This window comes from Leucobacter weissii (genome assembly GCF_017565745.1).
Taxonomy (GTDB): domain Bacteria; phylum Actinomycetota; class Actinomycetes; order Actinomycetales; family Microbacteriaceae; genus Leucobacter; species Leucobacter weissii.
Map to the genome: position 1 here is coordinate 169,174 of NZ_JAGDYM010000011.1, position 25,572 is coordinate 194,745.

The 25,572-nt window shown below is 71.8% G+C and carries 29 protein-coding genes; 17 read left to right on the forward strand and 12 right to left on the reverse strand.

Annotated features, from left to right (window positions below; translation table 11 throughout):
- Positions 1-81: 81 nt before the first annotated feature.
- The 4 genes from J4H92_RS10640 to J4H92_RS10655 form a co-directional block, all read right to left on the reverse strand.
- Entirely contained in the window at positions 82-897 is an 816-nt protein-coding gene (locus tag J4H92_RS10640; RefSeq protein WP_341783070.1) for a trimeric intracellular cation channel family protein, read from the reverse strand.
- Positions 898-943: 46 nt separating this feature from the next.
- Positions 944-1,138: a hypothetical protein gene (locus tag J4H92_RS10645; RefSeq protein WP_208098230.1), complete on the reverse strand. Its 195-nt coding sequence runs from the start codon at positions 1,136-1,138 to the stop codon at positions 944-946.
- Positions 1,135-1,404, reverse strand: coding sequence for a GlsB/YeaQ/YmgE family stress response membrane protein (locus J4H92_RS10650; protein WP_208098166.1), 270 nt, complete (start codon positions 1,402-1,404; stop codon positions 1,135-1,137). Before J4H92_RS10650 ends, J4H92_RS10645 begins: the two co-directional genes overlap by 4 nt.
- Positions 1,405-1,517: 113 nt before the next feature.
- On the reverse strand, positions 1,518-1,991 hold the full coding sequence (locus tag J4H92_RS10655; protein WP_243752237.1) for a DUF6098 family protein: 474 nt from the start codon (positions 1,989-1,991) through the stop codon (positions 1,518-1,520).
- Between the two features lie 315 nt (positions 1,992-2,306).
- Here J4H92_RS10655 and J4H92_RS10660 point away from each other — a divergent pair, with 315 nt between their 5' ends.
- From J4H92_RS10660 to J4H92_RS10670, 3 genes are all read left to right on the forward strand, one after another.
- Entirely contained in the window at positions 2,307-2,564 is a 258-nt protein-coding gene (locus tag J4H92_RS10660) for a Rho termination factor N-terminal domain-containing protein (protein ID WP_341783071.1), read from the forward strand.
- Positions 2,565-2,698: 134 nt separating this feature from the next.
- Entirely contained in the window at positions 2,699-3,244 is a 546-nt protein-coding gene (locus J4H92_RS10665; protein ID WP_208098168.1) for a type 1 glutamine amidotransferase domain-containing protein, read from the forward strand.
- Positions 3,245-3,271: 27 nt separating this feature from the next.
- Positions 3,272-3,805, forward strand: a complete 534-nt coding sequence (locus tag J4H92_RS10670; protein WP_208098169.1) for a DUF6328 family protein — start codon at positions 3,272-3,274, stop codon at positions 3,803-3,805.
- On the opposite strand, the gene J4H92_RS10675 is transcribed toward J4H92_RS10670, so the two are convergent.
- Positions 3,771-4,064 (reverse strand): DUF7882 family protein, encoded by a 294-nt coding sequence (locus J4H92_RS10675; protein WP_208098170.1) that lies wholly within the window; start codon positions 4,062-4,064, stop codon positions 3,771-3,773. The genes J4H92_RS10670 and J4H92_RS10675 overlap by 35 nt on opposite strands.
- Positions 4,065-4,068: 4 nt before the next feature.
- Positions 4,069-4,401, reverse strand: coding sequence for a DUF7882 family protein (locus tag J4H92_RS10680; protein WP_208098171.1), 333 nt, complete (start codon positions 4,399-4,401; stop codon positions 4,069-4,071).
- A gap of 188 nt (positions 4,402-4,589) precedes the next feature.
- On the opposite strand from J4H92_RS10680, the gene J4H92_RS10685 reads away from it, so the two are divergent.
- The 5 genes from J4H92_RS10685 to J4H92_RS10705 all read left to right on the forward strand — a co-directional run bounded on the left by J4H92_RS10685 (position 4,590) and on the right by J4H92_RS10705 (position 9,183).
- Positions 4,590-4,949, forward strand: a complete 360-nt coding sequence (locus J4H92_RS10685) for a cupin domain-containing protein (protein WP_208098172.1) — start codon at positions 4,590-4,592, stop codon at positions 4,947-4,949.
- Complete coding sequence (locus J4H92_RS10690) at positions 4,949-5,551, forward strand: TetR/AcrR family transcriptional regulator (protein ID WP_208098173.1); 603 nt, start codon at positions 4,949-4,951, stop codon at positions 5,549-5,551. Before J4H92_RS10685 ends, J4H92_RS10690 begins: the two co-directional genes overlap by 1 nt.
- A 220-nt stretch (positions 5,552-5,771) precedes the next feature.
- On the forward strand, positions 5,772-6,797 hold the full coding sequence (locus J4H92_RS10695; protein WP_208098174.1) for an ABC transporter substrate-binding protein: 1,026 nt from the start codon (positions 5,772-5,774) through the stop codon (positions 6,795-6,797).
- A complete protein-coding gene (locus J4H92_RS10700; protein WP_208098175.1) occupies positions 6,794-7,603 on the forward strand; it encodes an ATP-binding cassette domain-containing protein in 810 nt (269 codons plus the stop codon). Before J4H92_RS10695 ends, J4H92_RS10700 begins: the two co-directional genes overlap by 4 nt.
- Positions 7,603-9,183, forward strand: coding sequence for an ABC transporter permease (locus J4H92_RS10705; protein ID WP_208098176.1), 1,581 nt, complete (start codon positions 7,603-7,605; stop codon positions 9,181-9,183). Before J4H92_RS10700 ends, J4H92_RS10705 begins: the two co-directional genes overlap by 1 nt.
- Positions 9,184-9,193: 10 nt before the next feature.
- Here J4H92_RS10705 and J4H92_RS10710 read toward each other — a convergent pair whose 3' ends face one another.
- Positions 9,194-10,246 (reverse strand): glycosyltransferase, encoded by a 1,053-nt coding sequence (locus J4H92_RS10710; RefSeq protein ID WP_208098177.1) that lies wholly within the window; start codon positions 10,244-10,246, stop codon positions 9,194-9,196.
- A 246-nt stretch (positions 10,247-10,492) separates the two neighbouring features.
- Here J4H92_RS10710 and J4H92_RS10715 point away from each other — a divergent pair, with 246 nt between their 5' ends.
- The 4 genes from J4H92_RS10715 to J4H92_RS10730 all read left to right on the forward strand — a co-directional run bounded on the left by J4H92_RS10715 (position 10,493) and on the right by J4H92_RS10730 (position 14,151).
- On the forward strand, positions 10,493-10,981 hold the full coding sequence (locus J4H92_RS10715; RefSeq protein ID WP_208098178.1) for a pyridoxamine 5'-phosphate oxidase family protein: 489 nt from the start codon (positions 10,493-10,495) through the stop codon (positions 10,979-10,981).
- Positions 10,968-12,554, forward strand: coding sequence for an SDR family oxidoreductase (locus tag J4H92_RS10720; protein WP_424960871.1), 1,587 nt, complete (start codon positions 10,968-10,970; stop codon positions 12,552-12,554). Before J4H92_RS10715 ends, J4H92_RS10720 begins: the two co-directional genes overlap by 14 nt.
- Positions 12,551-13,045 (forward strand): DUF4385 family protein, encoded by a 495-nt coding sequence (locus J4H92_RS10725; RefSeq protein WP_208098179.1) that lies wholly within the window; start codon positions 12,551-12,553, stop codon positions 13,043-13,045. Before J4H92_RS10720 ends, J4H92_RS10725 begins: the two co-directional genes overlap by 4 nt.
- A gap of 77 nt (positions 13,046-13,122) precedes the next feature.
- Complete coding sequence (locus tag J4H92_RS10730; RefSeq protein ID WP_208098180.1) at positions 13,123-14,151, forward strand: DNA topoisomerase IB; 1,029 nt, start codon at positions 13,123-13,125, stop codon at positions 14,149-14,151.
- 288 nt (positions 14,152-14,439) lie between these two features.
- On the opposite strand, the gene mgtE is transcribed toward J4H92_RS10730, so the two are convergent.
- The gene (mgtE, locus tag J4H92_RS10735; RefSeq protein ID WP_208098181.1) at positions 14,440-15,798 is read right to left on the reverse strand and encodes a magnesium transporter; all 1,359 of its coding nucleotides are present in this window, start codon (positions 15,796-15,798) and stop codon (positions 14,440-14,442) included.
- 398 nt (positions 15,799-16,196) lie between these two features.
- Between mgtE and J4H92_RS10740 the strand changes: the two genes are divergently transcribed.
- The gene (locus tag J4H92_RS10740) at positions 16,197-16,724 is read left to right on the forward strand and encodes a DUF1697 domain-containing protein (protein WP_208098182.1); all 528 of its coding nucleotides are present in this window, start codon (positions 16,197-16,199) and stop codon (positions 16,722-16,724) included.
- A gap of 242 nt (positions 16,725-16,966) precedes the next feature.
- Here J4H92_RS10740 and J4H92_RS10745 read toward each other — a convergent pair whose 3' ends face one another.
- On the reverse strand, positions 16,967-17,632 hold the full coding sequence (locus J4H92_RS10745) for a sigma factor (RefSeq protein ID WP_243752238.1): 666 nt from the start codon (positions 17,630-17,632) through the stop codon (positions 16,967-16,969).
- A 245-nt stretch (positions 17,633-17,877) separates the two neighbouring features.
- Here J4H92_RS10745 and J4H92_RS10750 point away from each other — a divergent pair, with 245 nt between their 5' ends.
- Positions 17,878-18,207 carry an antibiotic biosynthesis monooxygenase gene (locus tag J4H92_RS10750; protein WP_208098183.1) on the forward strand — a complete coding sequence of 110 codons (330 nt, stop codon included), beginning with the start codon at positions 17,878-17,880 and terminating at the stop codon, positions 18,205-18,207.
- Here J4H92_RS10750 and J4H92_RS10755 read toward each other — a convergent pair.
- Positions 18,204-18,563, reverse strand: coding sequence for a YbbN family protein (locus tag J4H92_RS10755; RefSeq protein WP_243752239.1), 360 nt, complete (start codon positions 18,561-18,563; stop codon positions 18,204-18,206). The genes J4H92_RS10750 and J4H92_RS10755 overlap by 4 nt on opposite strands.
- 155 nt (positions 18,564-18,718) lie before the next feature.
- On the opposite strand from J4H92_RS10755, the gene J4H92_RS10760 reads away from it, so the two are divergent.
- On the forward strand, positions 18,719-19,135 hold the full coding sequence (locus J4H92_RS10760) for a DUF4260 family protein (protein ID WP_208098184.1): 417 nt from the start codon (positions 18,719-18,721) through the stop codon (positions 19,133-19,135).
- Between the two features lie 98 nt (positions 19,136-19,233).
- On the opposite strand, the gene J4H92_RS10765 is transcribed toward J4H92_RS10760, so the two are convergent.
- The gene (locus J4H92_RS10765) at positions 19,234-22,656 is read right to left on the reverse strand and encodes a hypothetical protein (protein ID WP_208098185.1); all 3,423 of its coding nucleotides are present in this window, start codon (positions 22,654-22,656) and stop codon (positions 19,234-19,236) included.
- Between the two features lie 124 nt (positions 22,657-22,780).
- Positions 22,781-23,416, reverse strand: coding sequence for an NAD(P)H-binding protein (locus tag J4H92_RS10770; protein WP_208098186.1), 636 nt, complete (start codon positions 23,414-23,416; stop codon positions 22,781-22,783).
- A gap of 91 nt (positions 23,417-23,507) precedes the next feature.
- Between J4H92_RS10770 and J4H92_RS10775 the strand changes: the two genes are divergently transcribed.
- Together J4H92_RS10775 and J4H92_RS10780 are read left to right on the forward strand one after the other, a co-directional pair.
- Positions 23,508-23,966 (forward strand): MarR family winged helix-turn-helix transcriptional regulator, encoded by a 459-nt coding sequence (locus J4H92_RS10775; RefSeq protein ID WP_208098187.1) that lies wholly within the window; start codon positions 23,508-23,510, stop codon positions 23,964-23,966.
- A 157-nt stretch (positions 23,967-24,123) separates the two neighbouring features.
- Entirely contained in the window at positions 24,124-25,569 is a 1,446-nt protein-coding gene (locus tag J4H92_RS10780; protein WP_208098188.1) for an L-lactate permease, read from the forward strand.
- Positions 25,570-25,572: the final 3 nt, after the last annotated feature.

A 25,572-nucleotide genomic window follows, 5' to 3' on the forward strand; every position in this document is an offset into this window, starting at 1 on the left:
CCTTCATTTTCGCGGGCGGGGACGGAGTGCACAATTCGACGCGCGCAGCCGAGTGCGCGGGGCTTCGTCCCGGGGCATCTCCTACGGGGCCTGGGGGCCGGAACCACCGCGGCTTCTGCCGCGTCGGTGGCGCCTCCGCCGCGGCTTCGTCGGCGTCTCCTGCTCGTCGGGCTGGGGCTGCGGCAGGGCGATCGGCACGGTGAGCATCCCCGTGTGCAGCGCCTGGTCGATCGCCTCCTCGACCTGGCGCTGCTTGCGGAGCCTGATCCTGCTCAGCGCGCGCTGCTCCGGCAGGCTCCAGCCGAATCGCACCGCCAGCAGACGCAGCAGCGTCGTCACGGCGACGCAGACGCCGCCGGCGACCATCACCGGAACGTCGAACGCCAGGAGCACCGCGAGCACCGTCACGCCGAGCAGCGCCGCCACCGCGTACAGCGACCCCACGTGCATCAGCGCGATGGGGATGTTGAGGATCACGTCGCGCAGCACGCCGCCGCCCACGGCCGAGACCACGCCGATGAACAGCGCCGGTGCGATCGGCAGCCCGAACGCGAGCGCCTTGGTCGTGCCGATCGCGCCGAACAGGCCCAGGCTGAGCGCATCGAACAGCGTGATGACGGGGTCCGCCTTGCGCAGGAGACGCTGCAGGAGCATGCCGATGAATGCCGCCCCGGTGGCGACGATCAGATAGAGGTCGCTCGAGAACGCCGCGGGGGAGACGCCGAGCAGGATGTCGCGGAGGAAGCCGCCGCCGATGCCCGAGGCGATGCCGATGATGGCGACGCCGAGCAGGTCGATCCGCTTGAACCCGGCCGCGAAGAGGGCGCCCTGCAGGCTGCCGACTCCCACCGCCACGAGGTCGACGGCGATCGGCATCTCGAAGGTCTCTACGGGCACCCCTCTATTCTGCCCCGTGCGGCAGGCGGAGGGCGCCGAGACCCGATCAATCCGCGGCGGGCTCGTTCGCCTCCGGGGAGCGATCCGCCGTCGCCGGTCCGTCGGCGGTCGCTCCTCCCTCATCCACCCAGTCGGAGCCGAGGCGGTCGTCGTGGGCGGGATCGCTCGTCACGTCCTCGTCGGCATCCGCGGCGCGGTCGTCCGCGGAGGGACGCCTTGCCGCCGGCTGTGGGGCGGTCATTCCGCGCGCTTCCGGCCACCGACCAGCACGCCGTAGACCAGCAGCACGAGGACGGATCCGCCGATCGCCAGCAGCCAGGACTCAAGCGACCAGAAACGGTCGAGATCCGCGTTGAAGAGCAGCGAACCGAGCCAGCCGCCCACGATCGCGCCCACCACGCCGAGGATCAGCGTGGCGATCCAACCCCCTCCCTGCCGTCCGGGCAGAATCGCCTTGGCGATGGCACCGGCGATGAGGCCGAGTAACAGAAATGCGAGAAAACCCATGGTCTTGCTCCTTCATCGATCGGACGACTCCCGGGAGGCCCCGGGCGCTCATCTCAACGCTAGGCGTCGCACCGCGGAGCTTCCAGGGGCTTGCGTACGGCGCCGCGCATGCGTTAGGGGGAGGGGCGGCGCGACCCGCCCGCCGTGTCCCGCCCGGCGTCGAAGAAGGTGCGATAGCGGTCCTCGGCCTCCGCGATCAGTTCGTCGGAGAGCCCGGCCACGGGCAGGACGTTCGCGAGCAGCGGCTCGCCATCCGGGCCTCGGCCGACGAACTGGCCGGTCAGCACCCAGGCGATGCGGTCGGGCTCGCGATCGGCGAGCTGCCGGTATCCGCGGAGCTGCCGCGCCAGCCAATCCGCGACGGGGCGGTGCCACCAGTCCTCCGGGTCCAGCGGATCCGCCGAGAGGCCGGGCAGCTCGAGCCCGCTTTCGAGATCGACGTTCGGGCCGCTCGCATCGACGAAAGGCCCTGGGGAGTGGCGCACGTGCAGCCCGGGAAAGCGTCGCACGGCGGTCTCCAGTTCGTACATGGTGCGCAGGATCCCGAGCTCGAATTCGTCCTGCTCTTCATCGCGTCCACGGTGCATTCCGCTTCCTCTCCCATCACTGATTCGACCTGCCGGTGGTCGAGCCGCAGTCCACTGCTCCGTGAGGCTATCCTCTCCGGGATCGTATGACCGCGCCGCGATGCACGGGAGCCCCTTGCAGAACACGTCGCTCTGTGCGATCGGCACGACGGGCGCGGTCCGCGGAGGAGCGTACCCGCCGGCCCCGCGGATGTCGAGGGCCTCGCCGCTGTTCAGACGGCGGCCTACGCTGCCGCTGAGCGCGCTGCCGTCGAAACCGAGAGGAGACGGGGAGGTCGCGCCGTCCCGCTGTCGAAACCGAGGAGTGTGAACATCGTGCCGAATCCCCGGCTGAAGGATCCCGAACTGTACGACCGTCTCCGCGAGGAGGGCGCCTCGCAGGAGAAGGCCGCCCGGATCTCGAACGCCGCCGCGAAGGACGGGCGCGCCGCGCTCGGCCGCCGCGGCGGCCGAGCCGACGACTACGAGGACCGTACCGTGGCGGAATTGCGCGGCCGCGCCAAAGAACTCGGATTGACCGGATACTCGAAGCTGCGCAAGGCCGAGCTCATCGACAGGATCCGGAACCACTGAGGCGGCCGCGCCCCGGCCGCGCGTCCGTTAACACGATCCGGAGCCTCGGGCCACCCCCTTTTCCCGAGCGGAGCCGCCTGGGAGCGTGGGAGTGGACCGGACGAGAACCGAACAGGCGGAAAGGACTCGAGACGATGCATCTCTCAGATTCGAAGGTGGCGTTCCTCGTGAGCGACGGGTACGAGGACAGCGAGTTGACGAGCCCGTGGGAGGCGGTGACGGAGGCCGGCGCTCGGGCGAGCCTGATCGCCCCGAACGGCTCCGAGGTGACTGGGAAGAACGGCCATCGGCAGGCGGTGGACGCGCACCCGGGGGAGACCTCCGCAGCGGATTTCGACGCGCTGGTGCTGCCGGGGGGAGTGGTGAACGCCGACCGGATCCGGATGGACGAGGCGTCGCAGCGCTTCGCGCGCGAGTTCTTCGCGCAGCACAAGCCCGTGGGCGTGATCTGCCACGGGGCGTGGATCCTCATCGAGGCGGATGTCGTGAGGGGCCGCATCCTCACCAGTTTCCCGAGCCTGCGCACCGATCTGCGCAACGCGGGCGCGGAATGGGTGGACGAGGAGGTGGTCGTCGACCAGGGGCTCGTCTCCAGCCGCACTCCCGACGATCTGCCGGCGTTCAACCGGAAGCTGGTCGAGGAGATCGGGGAGGGGCGGCACGCCGGTCAGACGGTGTGATCCGCCGGGCGCGGGTCGGGGTCTCTGATGCGGGGCGGCGAGCGGACCGCGGGCGAGTCCCGCAGCGCCGCCGCGCTGGACGGCCGGTCGGAGACGCCGACCGAGCGCGCCGACCGCAACTGGAGCGAGATCCTCCAGGAGGTCCGCATCACCCAGACCAGCACCCAGATCCTCGGCGGTTTCCTCCTCGCGGTCGCCTTCCAGCCCCGGTTCACGGAGTTGGACGACTATCAGCGGCCGCTCTACCTGGTGCTGGTCGGGTTCGCCGGGCTCGCCACCGCGCTCGGGCTCGCCCTCGTCGCGCTGCACCGCAGCCACTTCGGCAAGCGACAGAAGGCCCGGGTGGTCCGTGTCGGCAACTCGCTGCTGATCGTGAACCTCGCCGTGGTGGCGGTGCTCGCGTCGGGCGTGACCGGTCTCGTCTTCGACTTCGCCTACAACCGGACGGCCGGACTGATCGCTCTGGCCGCCGGCCTGATCGTCACCGCCGGGCTCTGGACGCTCGTCGTCCTCGCCGGCGGGGCGCTCAGCCCTCGCCCTCGGGCTCCTCGACGATCCTGAGCCCCGAGCCGGAGTTGGCGAGCGCGAGCAGGCGCTCGATCCAGGCGTGGTTGATCTCGGGGGTGGCCTCGTCGTCGAACTCGAAACGGAGGGAGACCGCGGGATGCAGCCAGATGCTGTGCTGACGCCCGTCGCCGGACCAGGTGAACACGAGGCTCTCCTGCAGGTTGAGCTTGCCGAGTATCACGGTCCTGAGGTGGGTCAGCAGGCGGTCGTCGAACGTGAACCGCGCCCCTTCGCCGTAGTAGAGGGAACCCATGGGCCTACTCCTGATCCTTGCGCCTCGCGAGGTGCTTCTGCGCCTCCTGCTCGGAGACGACGATGAGCCCCCGGGGGGTGTTGGCGAGTTCCGCGAGGACCGCCAGCCACGACTTGTCCAGCTTGGGCGTCCGGCTGCCCGCGAACCTGAAGGTGAGGGGGATGGACGGGGCGAGCCAGATCGAGACGCGGCCGCCGCCGCGCTCGGCGGGATTCACCCAGCTCATGAGGAAGCTCTCCTGCCGTCTGAGCTTGATCGTGATGGCGATCTTCAGGTGCGCGAGCGTCCGATCCTCGAACTCGTACTCCTGAGATCCTCCGTAGTTGAGAAATCCCATGGGTGTCATACTCCCACTCTTCCGGGCAAAGCGACAGCGCTTCGGGGGGAGCGCCGCCGATCCGGGCGTCCGGCGGCGTCCGGGCCGGGCCGTCGAGGCCTGCGGGGGCCTTGTCCGGACGCGGGTTCGGGTGTAATCTCGGAAGACCGATATCAATATATTGGTATTGCTCAGTATCGAGGAGGATCATGGCCATCATCAGTCGCATCGCGGACGTCGAGGACGCGCAGAAGACCATCGAGCCGCTGCAGCTGCCGTTGGCGGATCCGCTCGGGGCGGATATCGAGACGAAGACCTTCAACCTCTTCTCCACCGAGGACGACGGCCTCCACGCGGGGACGTGGGAGACCGAGGAAGGCGTCTCGCGCTGGGACTTCGCCGAGAGCGGCGAGGTGATCTACGTGCTCGGCGGGAGGATGACCGTGCAGCGGGACGGCGAGGCGCCCCAGGAGGTCGGCGCCGGCGATCTGGCGATCTTCCCGAAGGGGTGGACGGGCACCTGGACGGTGACCGAGCGCCTGTCGAAGGTGTACGTCATCTACAGCTGATGGTCCGAGCGGCCGGGCCGCAGCGGCGGCGGATCCTGACCGCGGCGCTCGAGTGCATCTCTGCACGCGGATACGACGGCACGCGTCTCCGCGACGTGGCGGAGGAGGCCGGCGTCTCGGTGGGAATGATCCAGCACTACTTCGGCAGCAGGGAGCGCCTGCTCGGCGAGGCGCTGGCGCACGCCAACGACCAGCTCGTCGAGCGCTTCTCATCGCTCGGCATCGCCGGGATCCCGCCGTGGGAGCGGGTGCTCGGGATGGTCCGCATCGTCTGCGAGATGCCCGATCTGCACAGTCGGGGCCTGCTCTGGATCGAGATGGCGAGCCTGCAGCGGCGGCACCCGCAGCTCGCCGTCCGCCTGCAGGGCGTGTACGCTCTCTGGCTCGGAGAGCTGCGCGACGCGGTCGCCGACGGAGTCGAGGACGGCTCCTTCGACGTCGGGGCGGATGCGTCGCTCGACGACCTGGTCGCGATCCTCGTCGCCTTCTTCGACGGATACGAGTACGAGATCGCCTCCTCGCTCCTCCCCGCCGACGTCGCGGAACTGGAACGCCGGGCGGTGATCCTCGCCCGGCGCCTCTTCCGTCCGCGCGCGGGCTGATCCCGCCTCGCCGCGGAACCGCTCGACGGCGAGGCGCCGATGCAGGACGGCGGGAGGCGGCCCGCGCGGCGTCCTGCGCGCCATTACCGCATCCGTCGGCGCACGGGCAAGCCCCCGCGCCCGGCGGACGGCACCACGGCGACGCGCCCTAAACTGTTGCGAAAGCCGGGGTGAGCGCGGCTCGTTCGGTCGAACCCGCCGCCACCCCAACGGAGGTCGCATGTCAACGCATCCCATCACCCGCCGCGCGATCCTCGGCGGCGCCGGCGCACTCGCACTCGGCGGGATGGTCGCCTGCAGCCGCGGCCCCTCGGATCCGAGCGGTCCGTCAGAGGTCACCTACCAGCTCTCGTGGACGCATTCGGTGCAGTTCGGCGGCACCTATCTCGCGCAGGACCGCGGCCTCTTCGAGGAGCAGGGGCTGCGGGTCTCCTTCGCCCCGGGCGGACCGAACGTGGCCGGAGACGCCAGCACGGTGAGCGGCGCGGCGCTGCTGAACGTCTCGGCCGCCGACGGCGTCGCCCGGTCGAACGCGGAGGGCGCCGACCTCGTCATCGTCGGCGCGCAGTACCAGAAGAGCGCCGCCACGATCCTCTCGCTCGCCGGGGCTCCGATCGAGCGGCCGGAGGATCTGGTCGGCAAGAAGATCGGCGTCGCCACCGCGAACAACCCGGCGCTCTCGGCGTTCCTCTCGATCAACGGGCTGGCCGAGGACCGGGTGGAGTTCGTGCCGAGCCAGTACGACCCCGCGGTGCTGACCGCGGGCCAGGTGGACGGTCTCTACTGCTTCTACAACGACCTGCCGGTCGCCCTCGCCGTGCAGGGCGTCGAGGCCCACTCCATGCTGCTGGCCGACTTCGGCTACAACCCGATGAGCCAGACCTACACCGTGCTGCGCTCGAGCCTGGAGGACGAGGAGACGCGCGACCGGATCGTGCGGCTCATCCGCGCCGATGCGCAGGGGTGGCAGCTCTACCAGGACGACCCCGAGGCCGCCGCGGAGCTCACGCTGGAGCTCTACCCCGACGCCGGGCTCGATCTCGCGACGCAGCGCGAGCAGGCCGAGGTGCAGCTCGACATCATGTACTCCGACGCGACCGACGAGTTCGGCTTCGGATGGTTCACCGACGAGCAGATCGCGGAGAACCTGCGGCTCTTCGAGCTGCTGGGCATCGACGGCGGCACCGAGGCCCTGTGGGACCGCACGCTCCTCGAGGAGATCTATCGGGACGGACCGGCCGCGTGAACGATCCCGGCGCCGCGGGCGTCGGCGCACCTGCGGCCGTCGGCGCTCCCGAGGTCGTCTGCCGCGGTGTCGCGAAGACCTTCGCCGCGGATTCGCGGGATCCGCTGCGCGTGCTCGAGCCGCTCGACCTGACGCTCGCGCCCGGCTCGGTGACCGCGCTCGTCGGGCCGTCCGGGTGCGGCAAGTCGACGCTGCTGCGGATCGTCGCCGGCCTGGAGGAGGCGGATCGTGGCGGCTCGGTGCGCATCGGGGGAGATGCGCCGCAGGAGGTGCGCCGGCGCGGCGAGCTCTCGATCGCGTTCCAGGACGCCTCGCTGCTGCCCTGGCGCACGACGGCCGGCAACGTCGCGCTCGCGCAGAGGCTCGCGCGGCAGCCCGTCGATCACGCGCGGATCTCGGAGCTGCTGCGCACCGTCGGGCTCGCGGGCTTCGAGCGGGCGCGGCCGGCGCAGCTCTCCGGCGGTATGCGGCAGCGCGCGGCGATCGCCAGATGCCTCGTCACCGAGCCGCGGCTGCTGCTGCTCGACGAGCCGTTCGGCGCCGTCGACGAGCTGACCAGACGGCGGCTCAACATCGAACTGCCGCCGCTGTGGTCGAGCGCCTCGACCACCACGCTGCTCGTGACCCACTCGATCTCAGAGGCGGTGCTGCTCGCCGATCGCGTGCTCGTGATGTCGCCCAGGCCCGGCGGGATCATCGCCGATCTCGACGTCGGTCTGGAACGGCCGCGACGCATCGAGCACCTCCGCCGCCCGGAGTTCGGCGAGCTCGTGGAACGCATCGGCCGGCTGCTCGGCATCGACTGATGAGCGCGCGCGTCGGAGCCGCCCCGCTGCGGGCGGTGCTCGCCGGGGCGGCGGTGCTCGGCCTCTGGGAGCTGCTGGGCCGCACCGTCCTCGCCGACCGCTATCTGATCGGCGTGCCCTCGGGCATCGCGGCCAAGCTCGTGGAGAACGCCGGCACGTACGGGCGCGGGCTGCTCTACACGACGGGCGAGGCGTTCGCCGGGTACGCGCTCGGCAACCTGGCGGCGATCGTGCTCGCGCTGCTCGTGGTGCTGCTGCCCGGACTCGAACGGTTCGTCCTGCGCATCGCCCTGGTCGTGTACTGCCTGCCGCTGGTCGCTCTGGGGCCGCTGCTCCGGCTCGTGTACGGCTTCGGCGACGGCCCGCAGATCACGCTCGCCGCGCTCGCGGTCTTCACCCTCACGCTGGTGCCGCTGCTCGTCGGCCTGCGCGCCGTGCCGCGCAACTGGCTCGAGCTGACGGCCTCGTACGGACGCGGGCGGTGGACGACGCTGGTGGCGGTGCGCGGGCGGGCGGCGCTGCCGTATCTGATGGCGGGGCTGCAGGCATCGGTGCCGGCGGCCTTCCTCGGGGCGCTGGTCGGGGAGTTCACCGGCGCGGAGCGCGGCCTCGGGGTGCTGTCGATCCTCGCGATGCGGAGCCTCGACACCGATGGCCTCTGGGCGCTCATGGTGCTGAGCACCGCGGTGTCGTTGATCGGCTACGGTCTCGTCTCGCTCGCGGCGCGGCGCCTCACGCCGGATCAGCCGACGGTGCTGCTGACCCCGCCCTCGCCGATCGAGCGGCGATCCCTGTCCCAGCGCTGGGCGCGGGCGCTCGGCGGCGCGGCGGCGACGGTCGCGCTGGTGCTCGTCATCTGGGTGGGGCTCTTCGCGGCGCTCGGACTCGACCCGTTCTTCGCCAAGATGCCATGGGACGTGTGGGACTGGCTGGTGTCGGGGCCCGCGGCCTCCGAGCACCGTGCCGAGCTGCTCGCGGCGCTCGGGCAGACGGCGGCGGTCGCGATCCCCGGCTACTTCGCCGGGCTGCTGGCCGGTGTGCTGCTGGCCGCGGCGTTCTCCCTCTCGCGTCGGGTTCGCCTCGCGCTCACGCCGGTGGCGGTCGCGCTGCGCTGCGTGCCCATCATCGCCATCGCCCCGCTGCTGGTCGCCGCGCTGGGGCGCGGCGCGCTCGGCACGGCCGTGGTCGTGGCGATCATGACGTTCTTCCCGACCCTCGTCTCGTGCCTGGCCGGCCTGCGCCAGCTGCCCGGTCAGGTCGCCGACCTCTTCGCGAGCTACGCGACCCCGCCGGGCCGGGTGCTGCTGCTCGGGCGCCTGCCGGCGATGGCGCCCGCGTTCTTCGCCGCAGCGCGCATCGCCGCCCCCACGGCCGTGCTGGGCGCGACCGTCGCCGAGTGGCTGGCCACGGGCACCGGGCTCGGCAATCTGATGGCCGTCGACGCGGCCACGAGCCGCTACACCTCGCTGTGGTCGACGGTCGTGGTGGTCACCCTGGTCTCCCTGCTGGCGTACCTGATCGTGGAGCGGATCGAGGCGCGCGTGCTCGCCGTGGTCGCCCCCGAGCAGCGTCGCTGGTGAACCGTCGCCCTCAGCCCGCGAGCGCCGCCGCGACCGACCGGGCGGCCCGCTGCCAGGAGGGCAGCGCCCGCCGCTGCTCCGCGGCAGCCGCGCGCCAGCGCTCCCGCAGCCGCGCGTCGCTCAGCCAGTCGCGCAGCGCGCCCGCGAGGGCGGCGGCATCGCCGGGAGGGAAGCGTCCGCCGGCGCCCTGCTGCGCCTCGACCGCCCCCGTCCCGGCCGGCACGACGCTCGGAATACCGCGCGCGAGCGCCTCGGTGACGACCATGCCGTAGGCCTCCGAGCGGGCGGTGTGCACGAGCAGATCGGTCTCCGCCCAGATCGATGCGAGTGCGTCGCCCTCGCGCGCGCCGAGCACCGCGACGCGGTCGGCGAGGCCGAGCTCGGCGATCCGCCCGCGCACCTCGCGGCCGAACGCCGGGTCGATCGTGTCCGGGCCCACCAGGCGCGCGCTCCAGCCGAGATCCCGCAGCCCGGCGAGCGCGTCGACGAGCGCGAGCGGATCCTTCGTGCGCGTCACCCGCGCCAGCCAGAGCAGCCGAGGGGATCCTCCGCCGCCGCGCCGCGCACCCGGGGCGAGCCCGGCCGGCTCGACGCCGGGAAGCGCGACGGCCACGTCGGTGCGTCCGTACCGTCGAGCCACCTCGCCGGCCGTCCAGGCGCTCGTCGCGACGATCGCGCTCGCCGCGGCCACCGCCTCCGCCTCCGCAGCGGCGAGGCGCGCGCGTTCCTCGGCCGGGATCGCCCGCTCATCGGCTGCGAAGAAGTGCATGAGCATCGACACGCGTCGCCCGTCCGACGTCGCCTCGCGAATGATCTCGGGCGCCGCGGAGCCGACGATGTTGTCGATCAGCCAGTGCTCGCCCGGGGTGCCCGGGTCGGCCAGCAGCAGCTCGCGGAGCCGAGCGCGATCCGCGGCCCCCGGCGCGGGCCAGGAGCCGGGGACGGGATGCTCCCGCACATCGAAGCCCTCGGCGCGGAGCGCTGCGGTCAGCTCGTCGTCGTACCGGTTGCCGCCGCTCGGCACGTCGCTGCGCCAGCGCGCGAAAGCGATCCGGGTGGGCATCCCACCACCCTAGACGATCGACTCCCAGGGGCTCGCGAGGGCGCAGAGCCTCCGGCGCGGGTCGGCACCGGTCAGCGAGGGTCCGTCATCGGAGGTTCGTCACTCCGCCTGACGCGCAGCCGCGGGCGTGTCAAGGGCCTATCAGCCGGGGGGCGAGTCGAATAGCCTGAGATCTCGCGCAAGCGGCGCCGGACGTCTCGGGACCGAGGCCCGCTCCGGTCCGCTCACCCCGAGGAGGCACACCAGATGACTGATTCGATCGATCTCACCGCGGCGAAAGTGGTCGAGCTGATGCGGGAGGAGCGCTTCGTCATGCTCTCGACGGTGACCGAGGAGGGCAAGATCGTCTCGCATCCGATGACGCCGCAGCAGGTGACCGATGACGGCGCGGTGTGGTTCTTCATCGCGTCGAGCAGCGAGGCGGCGGATTCGGTCCGGCGGCATCCCGAGGCGAACCTCTCGTTCGCGAACACCGACAGCTGGCTGTCGGTCTCGGGATCCGCGTCGCTCGTCGACGATCCCGCGAAGGTCGCCGAGCTCTGGGATGCGCGGGTCGAGGCCTACTTCCCCGAGGGGAAGCAGGACCCGGACCTCGCGCTGCTGCGCGTGGACGGCGACTCGGCTCAGTTCTGGGGCGTCGACGGGGGAAAGATCGTGGGCGCCGTCCGGGTGCTCGCATCGAAGCTGCTCGGAACCGAGGGGCCGGGAGGGACGGACACGGTTGAGTTCCGATGATCCGGCCGCTCTGAGCTTCCCCACCGGCGGGGAGGATCGGCTGCGGGCGGTTCCGGATCGATCGGGCGAGCGCCCGCGCGTGCTGGTGCTCGGGGCGACCGGGTATGTCGGCGGCCGGCTCGTGCCGCGGCTGCTCGCGGCAGGGTACCGCATCCGGGTGCTCTCCCGGTCCGTCGACCGCGTGCGCGCGATGCCCTGGCGCGAACGGGCCGAGATCGTCGAGGGGGACGCCTCGGATCCGAGGGCCGTCTCCGCGGCCATGCGTGACGTGGACATCGTCTACTACCTCATGCACTCGATGAACGGCAGCACCCGGTTCTCGAGCGTCGACCGGCGGATCGCGCGGAACGTCGCTCGCGCGGCCGAGCAGTCGGGCGTCCGCCGCATGATCTATCTGGGCGGGCTCGCCCCCGACGGCCGCGGGGTCGCCCTGTCGCCGCATCTCGCCTCGCGCCGCGAGGTCGGGAGGATCCTCCTGCGATCGGAGGTGGCGACGGTCGTGCTGCAGGCGGGCGTGATCATCGGATCCGGTTCCGCCTCGTTCGAGATGATCCGCCACCTGACCGAGGTGCTGCCGGTGATGCCGGCGCCGAGATGGGTGCGCAACCTCATCCAGCCGATCGCCATCCGGGACGTGCTGTACTACCTCCTCGCGTCGGCCCGGGTCGACGGAGCGGTGAACCGCGCCTACGACATCGGCGGTCCCGATGTGCTCCGGTACGGGCAGATGATGAACGGCTACGCCGTCGAGGCCGGCCTGCCCCAGCGCCGCATCCTCGCACTGCCGGTGCTGACGCCGCGTCTCGCCTCGCACTGGGTCGGCCTCGTCACGCCCGTGCCGCGGAAGCTCGCGAGGCCGCTCGTCGAGTCGCTGCAGCACGACTGCGTGATGAAGGATCGCGACATCGACGGGATCGTCCCGCCCCCGGAGGGCGGGCTCACCCGGTACCGCCGCGCGGTGCGCCTGGCGCTCGGCCGCATGGAGACGGACGTGATCGAGACCAGCTGGGTCGACGCCGCGCTTCCGGGAGCGCCGAGCGACCCGCTGCCCAGCGACCCCGACTGGGCGGGCCGAACCGTGTTCACCGACGAGCGCACCAGGCCGACCACTGCGTCCGCGGAGCGGCTGTGGGCGGTGATCGAGGGCATCGGCGGCGCCAACGGCTGGTACTCGCCCGCCCTGCTGTGGAGCGTGCGCGGCTGGATGGACCGGCTGGTCGGAGGGGTCGGGCTGCGCCGCGGCCGCCGCAGCAGGGCCCGGCTCGCCGTGGGCGACGCGGTCGACTTCTGGCGCGTCGAGGCGATGGAGCCGGGCCGGATGCTGCGTCTCCGGGCCGAGATGAAGCTGCCCGGCACCGCGTGGCTCGAGATCGGATGCGTCGTCGACGACGACGGGGGCGTGGTCTACACGCAGCAGGCGATCTTCTTCCCCTCGGGTCTGACCGGCCGGCTCTACTGGCTCGGCGTCGTGCCGTTCCACGGGGTCGTCTTCTCCGACATGGCGCGGAGGATCGTGGCGCTCGCGGAAGAGGAACCGACCTCCGCGGTCGGCTCGGCCGGGGGGTCGCGGTGAAGGAGTTCGACTATTCGCTCGACTTCGCGCGGATCGATTTTCGCGAGCGCCCCGATCTCTATCGCATCGGCCGCGGGGAGCAGGGCGTCCTGAAGGTGGAGCCCTACAAGTCGGAGATCCTGCCGCACTGGAGATTCGCGACGCCGGAGCAGGCGCGCCGGTCGAGCGAGGAGATCTGGCAGCTGTTCTCGGAATATCTCGACGCGGAGGACTTCGTCGGCGCCGATATGTCGCGGAAGTTCCTCCAGATGGGGTTCACCCGTGCCCGCAGATACGCGAATCATCGGGGCGGGAAGAAGTACATCGGCCCGGTGCCCGACGATCGGAAGGGACGCAGCGGAGCGCACGGCCGGGCCGAGGCGCCCCGCGGGCCGGAGGATCCGGTGAAGGCCGAGGCGGCCCGGATATTCAAGGCGGCATGGGACCGCGCGGCCCGGGATCCCCGGTACCTCGCGCTGCGCGCGCGGCATCGTGAGCGTCATGAGGGGTGAGGCCGTGATGCGCGTTCGCCCGCAGCGACCGGCCGAGCGCGCGCGGGCCGCGACCCGTGCCACGAGCGGCGGGCCCGATGGGAGGTGAGACGAGGCCGCGCTCCCGGAAGCGCCGCGCCGAACGGAGATCGCTGACGATCACGCGGCGCCGGGAGGACGACGCGTTCGTCTACCTGCGACGCGGACGCCGCATCCGATCCCGGCGCGAGATCGAACGGATCGAGGCCCTGGTCATCCCGCCCGCGTGGGAGGAGGTGCGCATCGCGCACTCGCCTCGGGCGAAAGTGCTCGCGATCGGGGTCGATCAGGCGGGAAGACGGCAGTCGATCTACCACCCGTCCTTCCGTCGTCGCCGCGAGCGGGAGAAATACGCTCGCCTCACCGAGTTCGCCGATGCCCTGCCGAAGCTGCGTGCGCGCGTCGACCGGGATCTGCGGCGGCGCGGGCTGCCCAAGGACCGGGTCGTGGCGTGCGTGATCCGGCTGATCGACCTGCACTACTTCCGCGTCGGGAACCACCGGTACGCGGAGCTGCATCAGAGCTACGGCGTCACGACGCTCACCGAGGAGCACGTCGAGGCGAGCGCCGGCGGCCTGCGGTTCGACTTCACGGGCAAGAGCGGGAAGCGCCAGCGCGTCCGGGCGCGCGACGCGCGCGCGGCCCGGGTGGTCTCGCAACTGCTCGAGATCCCGGGCCCGGAGGTGTTCCGCTTCTTCGACGAGGACGGCGTCCTGCGCCGCGTGCGCAGCCGCGACGTCAACGCCTACGTGCGACGGCACACCGGCGGGGGAGCGTTCACCGCGAAGGACTTCCGCACCTGGGGCGGCACGCTGATCGCGTGCGCCGAGCTGTTCGCCTCAGACGCCGAGTCGTGGGCGAGTCCCGAGTCGCGCGCCGCCGCCACGCGGGCGATCGTCCAGCGGGTCGCGGAGCGACTCGGCAACACGCCGGCCGTCGCGAAGGGCTCGTACATCGCGCCACGGCTGCTCGAGCTCTGCGAGGATCCGGAGGCGATCGAGGCGGCGAGACGCGAGCGCAGCCGTCTTCGCGAGCGCACCCACTTCTCGGTCGACGAGCAGTCGCTGGTCCGGATCCTCCGGAGCTAGGGCATGTCTCGCAGATCCTGCGTCTGCTGCGCGAGCCCTGGCGGCACGTCTTGCTGCGTTGTCGTCAGTCGACGGCGCGGCAGAGCGTTGCTCTGCCCTGGGCGCCTGCACCGAGGGCCGCATACGGCCCTCGGCACGTGGGCGCGCAACGCGATGCGTTGCTTCGAGCGCCCGGTGCGAGCCTTCCGGCATCGCCTCTCTCCTCCGCCTCGCGATACGCACCGCCGGGGCTCTGCTCGCGACGACGAAGATCTACGAGACATGCCCTAGCTCCGGGGGATCCGGCGTTCACAGGCCGAGGACGGCGCGGGCGATCAGGAAGTAGATGATCAGCCCGGTGGCGTCCACGAAGGTGGTGATGAACGGGTTGGAGAAGACGGCGGGGTCGACGCGGATCGCGCGCGCGACGAGCGGCATGATCCCGCCGATGGTGGCCGCCGCGGTGCACACGGCGAGCAGGGTCAGGCCGATCACCAGGCCGACCTGCGGCGCGTAGACCAGCGCGGTGATCGCGAAGCCGATCGCGCCCAGCAGCAGGCCGAGCATCGCACCGACGCGCATCTCGCGGGTGAGGACCTTGAGCACGTCCGGGGGCCGCACGTCGCCCAGCGCGAGGGCGCGGGTGACGGTCGTGGCGGCCTGGTTGCCGGTGTTGCCGCCGGTGCCGATCAGCAGGGGCACGAACAGGGCCAGCACGGTCAGCTGCTCCAGGGTGGCCTCGAACACCGAGAGCACCTGCACGGTCAGCGTCGCACCGATCGCGAGGACCAGCAGCCACACCACCCGCGAGCGCACGATGCTGAGCACCGGCGTGGAGAGGTACGGTCGGCGCAGCGGCTCCACGCCGCCCTGGCGGGCCGCATCCTCGCTCTCCTCGTGCTCCAGGATCCGCACCGCGTCGTCGATCGTGAGGATGCCCACCAGCCGCGACTCGCTGTCCACCACCGGCAGGGCGAGCACGCCGAGGTCCGCGCAGCGACGGGCGGCGAGCTCGGCGTCCTCGGTCGCGCCGGCGGTGTGCGCGTCGCGCATCACCGATGCGACCGCCGCGGTGTCGTCGGCGCCGAGCAGGTCGCGCAGGCTGACGACCCCGACGATGCGCCGTTCGTGGTCGAGGACGGGCAGGGTGTAGACGGTCTCGGCGTCGTGAACGCGCGGCCGCAGGCGGGCCAGCGTCTCGCCCACCGTCCGCTCCGGATGGGTGGTGAGCACTTCGGGGCTCATCCGCCGCCCGATCGAGCCGTTCGGATACCCCAGCACTTCGGCCGTGAGCTGACGCTCGTGCTCGGGCAGCCCCCGGAGCAGACGCTGGGCGACCAGCGCGGGCAGCTCGTCCAGCAGCCACACCCGGTCGTCCGGATCCAGCTCGGCGAACAGCGCCGCGACCTCGCCGTCCTGCAGCCCCGCCACCAGCTCGCCCTGCAGCGTCGGCGGGAACGCCTCGAACACCTCGAGCGCCTGCTGCTTCGGAAGCAGCCGGTACACTACCGCGCGCTGCCGGGCGTTGAGTCGCTCGAGCGCCGCGACGAGCTGTCGCGTGGTCAGCTCCCCGATCGCCGCCGCGAGTCCGCTCAGATCCCGGCTGTTCACGGATTCGGTGATCGTGTCGATCACAGCGGTCGGGGGACGGGTCTGGTCATCGGTCATGATGCTGCTCTCTCTGGGTCGGCATGCGTCGCTCCCGTGCGGACGGGGTGCCGGCGGCACGCGCGCCCGCACGGGAGCGGGCGGCGCGCCTCGATGCGCGCCAGCCGCGCGTGCGGAAGGAAGGAAACGGTGTGGGGAACCTCGCCGGGTGTCCGCGCGGGTCCGCTTCCTCCGGCTCAGCGGGAGAGCAGGGCAGAACGCGGAACGGGCGCGGTGCCCGGACTATGATCGTCGCTCGACAACAGGCACTCACCTCGCTTCGGCGTCTGGCGCCGGCGCGCCACCCCAGCAGATCGACTGGCGTGAGCACGGCGGCGCGGAATCGCTCCCAGTATATATACGAAGGATCGCGAGCGGGCGGCCTTCGGCACGCGTAGAGTCGTGTGCGGGAGGGTGGTATGGACTATGCGGCTCTGCTGCGCGGCGTGAACGTCGGCGGCATCACGATCCGGTCGGCGGATCTCCGGGAGACCGTCGCCGCGCTGGGCCTCGGCGACGTCCGCAGCTATCTCGCGAGCGGCAACGTGCGGTTCACCGCGGACACCGGAGATCGCGCGGAGCTGAAGGCCGCGATCGAGCGGGCGCTCGCCGAGCGGTTCGGCTACGACGCCTGGATCGTGCTGGTCACGCTGGACGAGTTGCGCCGAGCACGAGACGAACTGCCCTTCGACGCCGCCGACACCGGTCATCACTCCTACGTGATCTTCTGCGCGGACGGCGAGACGCGGGACGCGCTGATCCAGAAGTGCCGCGACCTCCCGCGCGGGGACGATCGCGTGCAGCCCGGTCCGGGGACGGTGGTGTACTGGAACGTCCCCGTCGGCGACTCGACCGATTCGCCGTTCGGCAAGGAGCTCGGACGCGCGGTCTGGAAGCGCACGACCACCAATCGCAACATCCGCACGGTCATGAGGATCGCCGCCTAGTGTCCCGCGTCTTAAATTCGCTCCATAACTCGCGCACCGGGCCGACACCTCGCAGCGGCGCACTCGCTCGACTTGCCACCGGCGAGCCTTCGCTCACTTGCCTTGCGATGCGCCGACTCCGCACACGATCTATAGAACGAATTTGCGCCGCGGGACACTAGCGCGGCGCTCGCCGCCGGAAGGATCTTCGCCCGCCCCGAGGCTCGACCGGGTGTGCCGGTTCCCATGCCGCGCGCACCCCCTCAGCGCTGCCAGGGGGTGAGCTTCTCGGGGTTCCTGATCGTCCAGAGGCGCGAGATCCTGCGCTCGTGCAGCGCGAGCGAGATCACCGCGAGGATCTCGTCGCCGGTGCCGGTGCCGGTGCTTATGCCTGCGACGAGCCCGGGTTCGCCGTTGACGAGCTCCTCGCGCAGGAGCAGACCGGGTTGCCGCTCGAACACCCCGAGCAGGAAGCGCGCGATCGGCCCGGCGCCGCTGAGCGGTTCGAGCGCCGCGGAGACCAGTCCGCCGCCGTCGACGATCGCCATCGACACCGAGTCGTCCATGCTGATCCGGTCGGCGGGGTCGTCGGCGGATCCGCCGCCGCCCTGGCTGTTCCAGAGCCCGGATCCCGGCACGGGCTCGGGCAGCCACTCCCCGATGTAGCGCTCGCGGCGGGCCCTGGCGGTGGTGAGCATGTCGAGGCCGATCCGGCTCGCCGTCGTGATCAGCCACGCTAGCGGCGAGGAGACCCCTCGGCGCTCCTCCTCGTCGAGGCGGTACCAGCGGATGTAGGTCTCCTGCACGCAGTCCTCCGCGTCGGCGACCGAGCCGAGCAGCCGGTAGCTCAGGCCGAGCAGGATGCGCCGTTCGCGCACAGCCTCCGCCGGCGGCGGATCCGGCATGCCCGGGTGCTCTGCAGTGCTCATCCGACCTCTCGCTCCTCTCGTCAGCGTAGTCCAGGCTGCCGCGCGCACGGGCGCGGATCCGGTGCGCGCTGCCCTCTGAGAAGAAGACGATGCAGCCGACCGATCCGTGATCCCCGCGCATCCGCTCCGATCCGCGGCTCACGCTTTCCGGGGCTGTCTCGTCTGTTCACCGAGGCGGTACCGCACCGCCTGGTTCGGCGGATCCTCGTTCCGCCGAACGCCTGCCGAAGCAAAGGAACACCGTCATGGCCGCTCCCGTCACGTTCATCAACATCATCGACGTCGCTCCCGAGACGCAGCAGGAGGTGATCGACCTGCTCAACGAGGGCAGCGAACGGGTGATGGTCGGGCGCCCGGGGTTCGTCTCGGCGACGATCCTGGCGAGCCTCGACCGGACCCGCGTGGTCAACGTCGCGCGCTGGGAGAGCGCCGACGACGTGACGGCGACGCAGGCGGACCCGGCGGCGGCCGAGTTCGCCCGGCGCACCGCGGAGATCGCCTCGCCGCACCCGGGCCTCTACGCGGTCGCCGGCCGGCACCTCGCCGCCGACTCCGGGGCGGGGTCCGATCGTTAGAGCGATGCGGCGCGGGCCGCGGCGTCGAGGACCTGCGCGATCGTGGGGACGCCCGTCGCGCGCAGCGCCTCCGCACCAGCGGGGGAGCGGACGATGACCGTCGGGGTGGCGACGATATTCTCGCCCTCCGCCCGTTCCGGCTCGAACGCGACGTCGTGCTCCGAGATCCTGCTGCCGGGAAGGCGGCGCGCGGCCTGCTCCAGCACGGCGCGGGTCTGGCGGCACGCGCCGCAGAAGGAGGAGGAGAACAGCTCGAACTCGATACCGGCCTCGACGTCGCGGATCGCCCCGCTCGCACCGGTGCCGGATTCGCGGCCCGCGCGGCGTCCGGTCGGGATGATCGCACCGATCCCCATGCGTCGATCCTCCATCTCGGGCGTGTCTCCCATGCGCGGTCGAGGCCTCGCTGTTCTCCGGGGCTCACGGTGGTGCAACGCGCTTCGCTGCGCATCTGTTCCGCTGGCCGTCTCCGGCTGGACACCGGACGAGTAAGGCTAATAGTATTAGCTTTATGATCCGCATCCTCTGGTCCGTGCTCGCCGTGGCGCTGCTCGCCTTCGCGATCTTCGAGGGGGTGAAGTACGGCTGGGTCGCCGCCACTGTTCTGATCCTCTTCGGCCTGCTGCCGGATATCGCGCTCATCGGGGCCTTCGGCGGGCGCCCCGGGCTCCTGCGACCCGAACGCGTGGGCTTCTACAACTTTCTGCACCGGCCGTGGCTGCCGATCGCGCTGATCGCGGCGTCGCTGATCCTGCCGCTTCCCGCGCTCGGCTGGGGTCTGCGCGGCGGGCTCGAACTCTTCCTCGCCGGGCTCGCCTGGCTCGCGCACATCGCCGTGGACCGGGCCTTCGGGTTCGGGCTGCGCGACCCCGAAGGCAGTATCCGCCCGGTCGGGGGCGCCCGATCCTCGTCAGCTGCCGAGGTCTGAGCGTGCACCGAGCCGAACCCCTGGCGTTCGCCGAGGCGCCACCCGTGTGGCGGAGGCGCCTCAGCGGAGGCCGAGGAAAGGCGGGGAGGTCCCGCGCCTCACCGACGCGTGCGGCGCACCCGCGGCGCGAGCAGCAGCGTCAGCCCGGCGAGGACCGCCAGCGCGGACACGGCCAGCGCGCCCATCCAGGGGGACGCACCGGCTCGCGCGAGAGGATCCGCTGTGCCCGGATCCTCGGTGTCGGGAGTCGCGTCCGGCTCCGCCAGTGGCTCGCCGACGCGGATCGCGGCCTCGGCCACGACGGCGCCGTTGGAGTCGACCGCGACGATCCGGTGCGCGCCGGGGGTCGTGGTACTGGGGATCTGCGCCTCGGTCGAGAAGTCGCCCACGGCCGACGCGGTGGCCGTCGCGAGCAGCACCGGTCGGGAATGCAGCTCGAGGTCGAACTCGCCGTCTGCGGGGAATTCGGCCCCCTCGATCCGGATCGTGCCGCCGGGGCGGAACCCGTCGTCGGAGCTGACGGTCAGGATCGGCGACTCGGCGGCGGCGATGGTGAGCGGCTCCGAGGCGGCCACCGCGTCGAGATAGTCGGACTTCGTCCCGGTGACCACGACCCGGACAGCCGCGCCGACATGGTCGTCACCGAGTTTCAGGTCAGCGTCGGTGGCCCCGTCGATGGGCGCGCCGTCGGCGGTCCACTGGTAGGCGAACTCATCCGGCTCGGGATCGAAGCTTCCGGAGGCGTCCGCCGTGAGCGTCTCACCCGCCCGGGGTGTTCCCGTGACGACGACCTCGCTCGCCTGGAACTCGCCCTGAACCGTGCCGAGCACGTCGGACCGTACCGTGCCGCCGTCGTATCCGGCGCGTGTCCCGGTGACCTCCAGGAACACCTCGTGGCCGATGGCATCGGCTGGCAGCCGCCACGAGGGCTGATCCGCACCGCTCACCGGCGCGCCGTCGAGGAACCACTGGTGCGCGACCGCCGCCTCGGGCGCGAAGCCGCCGGACAGGGTCGAGGTCAGCGTCGTTCCGGCGATCGCGTCGCCCTCCACGGTGACCTGGGGAAGAGAGGAGAAGGCGGCCGCGCCGATCTCCTCGGTGGGCTCCGATGAGAGCGGTGTGAGGGGGTAGAGGGGCAGCGTCGGGGTGACCTGCACGATCAGGCGCTCGCCGAGCAGGGCGGCATCGGGGGTGAAGGTGTCTTCGGTGGCCCCGGCGATGGCCGTCGTCGTCCAGCCGCCCGAGCCGTCGGCTTCCGCGGTGAGCCACTGGAACTCCAGGACCGAGTTCGGGGGATCGAAGGCGCCAGTGATGTTGGCCGTGAGTATGCTGTCGACCCGGGCATTGCCCTCGATGACCACCGGCCCGTAGGAGTACTCGCCTTGGATCGGTCCGAGTGCGTTGGATCGCACGGGGGAGTCGGTGTATCCGGCGCGAGTTCCGGTGACCTCCAAGAATACCTCCGCGCCGACGGCGCTGGTCGGCAGTTCCCAGGTGGCCTGATCCGCGTCGTCGACGGGCGCGCCGTCGAGGAACCACTGGTATGCGATCGCCGCTTCGGGCGCGAAGCTGCCGGAGAGGCTCGCGGTGAGCGTCGCTCCGGCGATCGCGTCGCCCTCCACCGTGACCTCGGGCAGCGAGGCGAAGTCGGCTGCGCCGATCGGCTCCGTCGGGTCCGAGGAGATGGGCGTGAGCGGGTAGAAGGGCAGCGTCGGCGTGACCTCCACGATCAGGCGCTCGCCGAGCAGGGCGGCGCCCGGGGTGAAGGTGTCTTCGGTGGCCCCGTCGATGGGCGTTGTGGTCCAGCCGCCCGAGCCGTCGGCCTCCGCGGTGGACCACTGGAACTCCAGGACCGAGTTCGGCGGATCGAAGGCGCCCGTGATGTCGGCCGTGAGCGTGCGGTCCACGCGGGGATCGCCCTCGATGATCACCGGCCCGTAGGAGTACGCCCCCTGGACCGGTCCGGTCGTCGCGCCGATGCTCGGCGGAACGGAGGCGTAGCCGACCAGATCGCCCGCGCCGACCGTGACGCCGATGGTCGTTCCGATGTGCTCGAGGCCCGGCGTGAACGTGGTTCCCGTCGCCCCGGCCACCGCGTCGCCGTCCACGGTCCACTGGAAGGTCTCGTCGCCCAGGCCGCCCGAGAGCTCCGCGGTCAGGGTCGTTCCGACCGTCGCCTCGCCCGCGATCGTCACACCGGTCCACTCGGCCTCCAGCGCGGCCGCGCCGTTCTCGGAGATGCTGCTCAGGGGCGTCCCGTCTTCGACGGGCCCCTCGACGCCATCGGTGGTCCACCCCAGGAAGAGCGTGTGCGCGTCCGGGGCGTCCGGCACCGGCCAGAGCCGTTCGACCGACGCCAGCGTCGGGGCGTAGACGCGCTGATCGGCCACCGGTGACGCGCCGGTGCCGGCGAACGTCAGCCGGTAGTTGTTGACGGTGACTGCGGCGGTCACCTCGTCGCGCGGGACGAGGATGCCGTGGTTGACCAGGGTGCCGCCTCCGGTGAGAGCGCCGTCGATGCGGATGACGCCCGCGTTCGTCGAAGTGACGTCGGATCCCAGCGCCCAGCCGCTCTGCGCGACGGTGAGCGCCGACCCGGTTCCGACGGTGACCGCGCTGCTCGGGCCGAAGGCCGAGCCGACGGGCGAACCCGAGCTGGCGGTCAGCTGGCCGCCGCCCGTGACGGAGACCGAGCCGTTTGCGGCCGGACCCGGCTGCCCGTTCACCTGGGTGGCATTGGCGACGCCTCGTGCGCCGCCCACGAGCGTGACTGTTCCGCCGCCGACGGTCAACGTGCCGGCGACGGCCGCAGCCCCGCTGCCGGCAGTCGCACCGCTTGTGCCGTATGCCGGCCCGCCGTAGCCACCGGTGTTGACGAGGACGCTGCCCACGCCGACGGTGGCCGAGCCGCCGATGCCCGGGCCGCCGTTCCCGCTCGTGGAAAAGAGATGGCTCGTGTGACCGCCCCCGCCCCCGGTCGCCGTGAGCCGGGCGCCCCCGCTCAAGAAGACATCGCCCTCGATGCCGGCGCCTCCGTGGCCACCGGTCGCGTTAGGGGTATCGTAGCCGCGGCCACCGCTCCCCGTCGCCGTCACCGTGGCGGCGTCGACCGTCAGGGCGCCGGAGCCCGACACGGCGGCCGTTTCGAGTGTGGAGTTCTCCATGTTGAGGGAGCCGGCTCCGGTCACCGTCAGGTTCGCGCCCGAGGCGATCCGGATCGCGCCGTCGGCGGAGGCGCCGGTCAGGGTCACCGCGTTGCCGCCGAGATCGATCGTCAGGGCGCGGCCCTCCTCCAGCGTGAGCGCCGAGGGGAGTGGCGCCTCGTCGGGGAACCCGGGAGCGAGCACGATGGTGTCGCCCTGCGCGGCGGAGCCGAACGCATCCTCCAGCTCGTCCACCGTCGTCACGGGGATCTCGGCGGCGGAGGCCGCGCTCGCCGGGGCGAGGACGAAGGTCGCGCCGATGAGACCGGTCGCGAAGACGGCGGTGATAGTCCGCCCGGCGCGAGTGCGCCCGGACACGACTGCAGTAGTGTTCATTTTTTTGCCCCCCAGCAGGCTCCGCTGCATTGTGGAGCCTCGGCAATCCTATGGGAGATCGCGTCGGCTGTGGGGATCAGGTGTGTTTGCCGTGCCCGCGGCGCGCTCAATTGGCGACGTAGACGTGGCGGCGAGCCAGATCGTCTCGCTCCGCGATATCGAGCAGCGCAGTGGCCAGGTCGGGCGCGGCGATGCTCCATCCTCGGCGCAGCGCGTGCTCGGGGGAGAGTCGGTAGCGGCCGCTGCCCGCGGCGTTCCTGATCCGAGGCGCGCGGATCGCGGTCCACGCGCTCCGGCTCTCCCAGAGCACGACGTCCATGCGCCGCATGTCGTCGTAGGTCGCGCCGAGGAAGCGCTGCAGCAGCGGCAGGGCGACGTGCAGCTTGAACCGGCTCTGATGCGCCCAGTGCTCGGCGACCTCGGAGGAGATCACCACGATCCGATCCGTGCCGTGCGCGGCCATGCCCGAGATCAGGTTGCGCGTGCCCGCCGAATACAGGGTGGTCGGGGTCTTCGCCGCGCCGATCCCGACCGCGCTGATCACCGCGTCGACCCCGTCGAGCAGCGGGGCGATCGCCCCGCGATCCTCGATGTCGGCCGCGGCCTTCGCGAGCCGCGGGTGATCGATCGCGAGCTTCGCCGGCGTGCGGGCGACCGCGACCACCTCGTGCCCGCGCGCGAGCGCCTGCGCTACCGCGTGTCCGCCGACCATGCCGGTCGCGCCGGCTATCAGAACCCTCACCTTCCCTGCTCCCCGCTGTTCTCGGTACACTGGTCAGTCAATCCCTGATCGGAATAATCCCGATTCGGGAACAGTCTACCCGGGAGTACGGATGAGCGATACCCCTGCCGCGCAGGCGCGTGCGGCGCTGCAGCGCCAGCTGGTCCTGGCCATCCTCGGCAACGAGCGGGTCGCGAGGCGGCACGGCCTCCTCGTCACCGACCTGCAGACCCTGCATCTGCTCGTGCTCCGGGACGACGTGCGCACACCGCGGCAGATCTCGGACACGACCGGCATGCCGACCAGTACGGTGACCAAGCTCATCGACCGCCTGGAGGCGGCAGGGTATGTGCGACGCGCCTCCGACCCCTCGGATCGGAGGCGGACGGTGCTGGAGCTCGTGCCGGAGGCCATCGCCCCGCTGACCGCTCTCTACGGCGGGGCGGACGAGGCGCTGGACGGGCTCAGCGCCGCGTTCAGCCCGGAGGAGCTCGAGGTCGTCGTCCGGTATCTGGATGCGGTGAGCGACTTCTATTCGCTTCCGGGCACCGGTTGGTCGGCGACCGCCTGAGGGGACGGGCGCGGCCGGGCTCGCCGCCGCCGATGCCCCTCCGAGACCTGGGATATTGTTTTGGAATGAACTTCCATAATATGCCTGGGTGGAGGATGCTCCGGCGCCCCGGGCGCCCCGGGCGCGCCGGGCGCCCCGGTGCGAGCTGGCGGCGAGCATGAGCGGGATCGATCTGCTGCTCGCCTCGCTGCCCGTGCTCATCGTCATCGGTCTCCTGCTGGCGCGTGCGCAGGCGCTCATCGCGGTGTCGGCGGGGATCGTCGTCGCCCTCGTGCTGTCGGCCAGGTTCCCGCTCTCCGGGCCGCGATTCTCGGAGCTGGCCGCCTCGCTCGGCTGGGTGACCCTCGCAGTCGCGGTGATCATGCTCGGCGGGATCGTCCTCTCGAACCTCCTCGACCGGGCGGGGGCGCAGGGCGTGATCAGCGACTGGCTCAATCTCGCCTCGGGGGACGAGCGGCGCGCGGTGCTGCTGATCGGCCTCGGGGTGACGCCATTCATGGAGTCGATGATCGGCTGGGGCGCCGGCGTGATCGTCGGGGCGCCGCTGCTCATGCGCACCGGGCTGGGAGCCACCCGGTCGTGCGCCGTCGCCCTCCTCGGACTGTTCCTGTGCCCGTGGGGCACGCTCGGATCGGGGTTCCTCGTGATCGCCGAGCTCGGCGGCCTCCCGCCCGACGTCCTCGGCCGCTGGACCGCCCTCTTCTCGCTGCCCGTGATCCTCGTGATGGGCCTCGCCGTCTACCTGGTGGGGATCGGCCGCCGCGGCGACCCGCGCATCCTCCGGGAGTGCCTGCTCGTGCTCCTCTCGCTGGCGGCCGCGCTGTTCGCGGCGAACGCCTGGATCGCCCCGCCGCTGGCCGGCGTGCTCGCCTCGGCGGTGGGCATCGCGATCCTGCTCGTCCTCGCACGGCGCACGGGCGCCCGGCTGCCGGCGTTCGACGCGCGCGTGCGGCGGGCCCTCGCGCCGTACGCCGTGCTGATGGTGCTGATCCTCCTGGGCGTGGCCGCGAGCCGGATCCCGGGCCTCGAGCCGGCCGCTCCGCTCCTCGGAAACCCGGCCCCCTGGATCGTGGCGGCCCTCGCGCTGACGCCGCGACTGCTCGGCCTGGGCCGGGCGGCGGTGGGTGCGGCGTGCGCGCGGGGGGCGGCGCAGTGGTGGCCGGTCTTCCTGGTGACCGCGCTGTTCCTCGTCTTCGGGGTCCTGCTCGCCGCCAACGGGATGAGCGCGGCCCTGGCCGCCGCCGCGGTCGCGCTCGGGGACTGGTTCTCGCCGCTGATCCCGGTACTCGGAGCCGTCTTCGGATACATCACCACCTCGAACACGGCCACGGCCGCCGTCACGACGCCGGGGGTGCTCGAGATCGCCCGCGCGCTGGGCATCGACACGGGTCTCGCGGTCGGTGCGCTCACCGCGGCGGCCGGATCCGCGATCATGGCCTCTCCGGCCCGAATCGCCCTCGCCGTGGGCCTGAGCACGCCTCACTCCGCCGACGACGCCGCGCCGGTCGACGTGCGCCGGGTCGTGCGGACGGTCGTGGGCGCGAACCTCGCGGTCGTCGCGCTCCTCGTGCCGATGACGACCCTGCTCGGCGGTCTCGCATGAAGG

Coding starts and splice junctions, on each gene's coding strand:
- J4H92_RS10675 (WP_208098170.1), bottom strand. CDS start 4,064: ATGGGTTCCCTCTACTACGGCGAAGGGGCGCGGTTCACGTTCGACGAC.
- J4H92_RS10680 (WP_208098171.1), bottom strand. CDS start 4,401: ATGGGATTTCTCAACTACGGAGGATCTCAGGAGTACGAGTTCGAGGAT.
- J4H92_RS10650 (WP_208098166.1), bottom strand. CDS start 1,404: ATGGGTTTTCTCGCATTTCTGTTACTCGGCCTCATCGCCGGTGCCATC.
- J4H92_RS10760 (WP_208098184.1), top strand. CDS start 18,719: ATGATCCGCATCCTCTGGTCCGTGCTCGCCGTGGCGCTGCTCGCCTTC.
- J4H92_RS10715 (WP_208098178.1), top strand. CDS start 10,493: ATGACTGATTCGATCGATCTCACCGCGGCGAAAGTGGTCGAGCTGATG.
- J4H92_RS10755 (WP_243752239.1), bottom strand. CDS start 18,563: ATGGGGATCGGTGCGATCATCCCGACCGGACGCCGCGCGGGCCGCGAA.
- J4H92_RS10745 (WP_243752238.1), bottom strand. CDS start 17,632: ATGAGCACTGCAGAGCACCCGGGCATGCCGGATCCGCCGCCGGCGGAG.
- mgtE (WP_208098181.1), bottom strand. CDS start 15,798: ATGACCGATGACCAGACCCGTCCCCCGACCGCTGTGATCGACACGATC.
- J4H92_RS10665 (WP_208098168.1), top strand. CDS start 2,699: ATGCATCTCTCAGATTCGAAGGTGGCGTTCCTCGTGAGCGACGGGTAC.
- J4H92_RS10690 (WP_208098173.1), top strand. CDS start 4,949: ATGGTCCGAGCGGCCGGGCCGCAGCGGCGGCGGATCCTGACCGCGGCG.
- J4H92_RS10645 (WP_208098230.1), bottom strand. CDS start 1,138: ATGACCGCCCCACAGCCGGCGGCAAGGCGTCCCTCCGCGGACGACCGC.
- J4H92_RS10710 (WP_208098177.1), bottom strand. CDS start 10,246: ATGCCCACCCGGATCGCTTTCGCGCGCTGGCGCAGCGACGTGCCGAGC.
- J4H92_RS10685 (WP_208098172.1), top strand. CDS start 4,590: ATGGCCATCATCAGTCGCATCGCGGACGTCGAGGACGCGCAGAAGACC.
- J4H92_RS10670 (WP_208098169.1), top strand. CDS start 3,272: ATGCGGGGCGGCGAGCGGACCGCGGGCGAGTCCCGCAGCGCCGCCGCG.
- J4H92_RS10655 (WP_243752237.1), bottom strand. CDS start 1,991: ATGCACCGTGGACGCGATGAAGAGCAGGACGAATTCGAGCTCGGGATC.
- J4H92_RS10705 (WP_208098176.1), top strand. CDS start 7,603: ATGAGCGCGCGCGTCGGAGCCGCCCCGCTGCGGGCGGTGCTCGCCGGG.
- J4H92_RS10780 (WP_208098188.1), top strand. CDS start 24,124: ATGAGCGGGATCGATCTGCTGCTCGCCTCGCTGCCCGTGCTCATCGTC.
- J4H92_RS10750 (WP_208098183.1), top strand. CDS start 17,878: ATGGCCGCTCCCGTCACGTTCATCAACATCATCGACGTCGCTCCCGAG.
- J4H92_RS10695 (WP_208098174.1), top strand. CDS start 5,772: ATGTCAACGCATCCCATCACCCGCCGCGCGATCCTCGGCGGCGCCGGC.
- J4H92_RS10730 (WP_208098180.1), top strand. CDS start 13,123: ATGGGAGGTGAGACGAGGCCGCGCTCCCGGAAGCGCCGCGCCGAACGG.
- J4H92_RS10740 (WP_208098182.1), top strand. CDS start 16,197: ATGGACTATGCGGCTCTGCTGCGCGGCGTGAACGTCGGCGGCATCACG.
- J4H92_RS10775 (WP_208098187.1), top strand. CDS start 23,508: ATGAGCGATACCCCTGCCGCGCAGGCGCGTGCGGCGCTGCAGCGCCAG.